This is a genomic window from Alkalibacterium sp. MB6, assembly GCF_009935905.1.
In the GTDB taxonomy this organism is placed as follows: Bacteria; Bacillota; Bacilli; order Lactobacillales; family Carnobacteriaceae_A; genus Alkalibacterium.
In genome coordinates this window covers 1-385 of the sequence record NZ_PREX01000081.1, presented here as the reverse complement: position 1 = coordinate 385, position 385 = coordinate 1, and the positions used below count along the sequence as shown (strand labels likewise).

General features: G+C 49.9%; 2 tRNA genes. Both read right to left on the bottom strand.

Annotation, left to right across the window (positions count from 1 at the left end):
• Positions 1-112: 112 nt before the first annotated feature.
• A tRNA-Gly gene (locus C3945_RS11765) sits at positions 113-184 on the bottom strand.
• A gap of 27 nt (positions 185-211) precedes the next feature.
• A tRNA-Thr gene (locus tag C3945_RS11760) sits at positions 212-284 on the bottom strand.
• Positions 285-385: the final 101 nt, after the last annotated feature.

Genomic DNA, 385 nt, shown 5'->3' with positions numbered 1-385 from the left:
AGGGCCGGAATCGAACCGGCACGGAGAAACCTCCGCAGGATTTTAAGTCCTGTGCGTCTACCTATTCCGCCACCCCGGCATGATTATACACATTATATGTATAGGGTAAACAAGCGGAAGACGGGATTCGAACCCGCGACCCCCACCTTGGCAAGGTGATGTTCTACCACTGAACTACTTCCGCAACACAACATATTAATGCCAAAAAAAATGCCGGCTAAAGGATTTGAACCCTCGACCCACTGATTACAAATCAGTTGCTCTACCAACTGAGCTAAGCCGGCTTTTAGCAATACTACTGTATTACTATGCGGATGGAGGGACTTGAACCCCCACGCCGTGAAGCGCTAGAGCCTAAATCTAGTGCGTCTGCCAATTCCGCCAC